This is a genomic window from Alloprevotella tannerae ATCC 51259 (assembly GCF_000159995.1).
GTDB classification, from domain to species: Bacteria; Bacteroidota; Bacteroidia; order Bacteroidales; family Bacteroidaceae; genus Alloprevotella; species Alloprevotella tannerae.
Genome location: NZ_GG700645.1, coordinates 1 through 549 on the forward strand (window position 1 = coordinate 1; position 549 = coordinate 549).

The window sequence follows — 549 nt, forward strand, 5'->3', positions numbered from 1 at the left end:
TTAAGCAGGTTTCGTATGACGATTTAGGACTTATTATTGGAACCGAAAGGGTTTGAATTCGTCGAACTCACGTTAAAATAGTTTCAATAAAAGCCCAAAAAGAGGATTATTTTTCGTATATTTGTTGTTGATAACCAAACAGATAACAAAAAACAATCCTCTATGAAACTTGTCAGCAAAGTTACGGAAATTTATTGTGTTGCAGATGATTTCTGCAAAGAATATGAGTTAGAATTGAACAAAAAAGCACTTTCGCTTTCAAACCCCTCTCCAAACACCCCTAAAACTCGCAATAGAAAGGGAAGAATGAGCGATGCAGAAATGATTACCATTCTTGTGTTGTTCCACAGCAATACGTTTCGCAATTTCAAACATTTCTATCTCTTCTACGTCTGTCGAGAACTTAAAGAAGAGTTCCCTAACCTTCTTTCGTATACCCGCTTTGTGGAACGTATGCCACGAGTGGCGATCCCCCTTTTGCTCTTCCTTAAATTAGCTCTGATGGGAGAATGTACAGGGATTACTTTTATCGATTCAACGCGTATTCCC

At 37.9% G+C, this 549-nt stretch carries 1 pseudogene; it reads left to right on the plus strand.

Annotated elements, in window-relative coordinates:
- Window positions 1-162: 162 nt before the first annotated feature.
- Window positions 163-549: pseudogene (locus tag GCWU000325_RS10820) on the plus strand (IS982 family transposase); the annotation flags it as partial.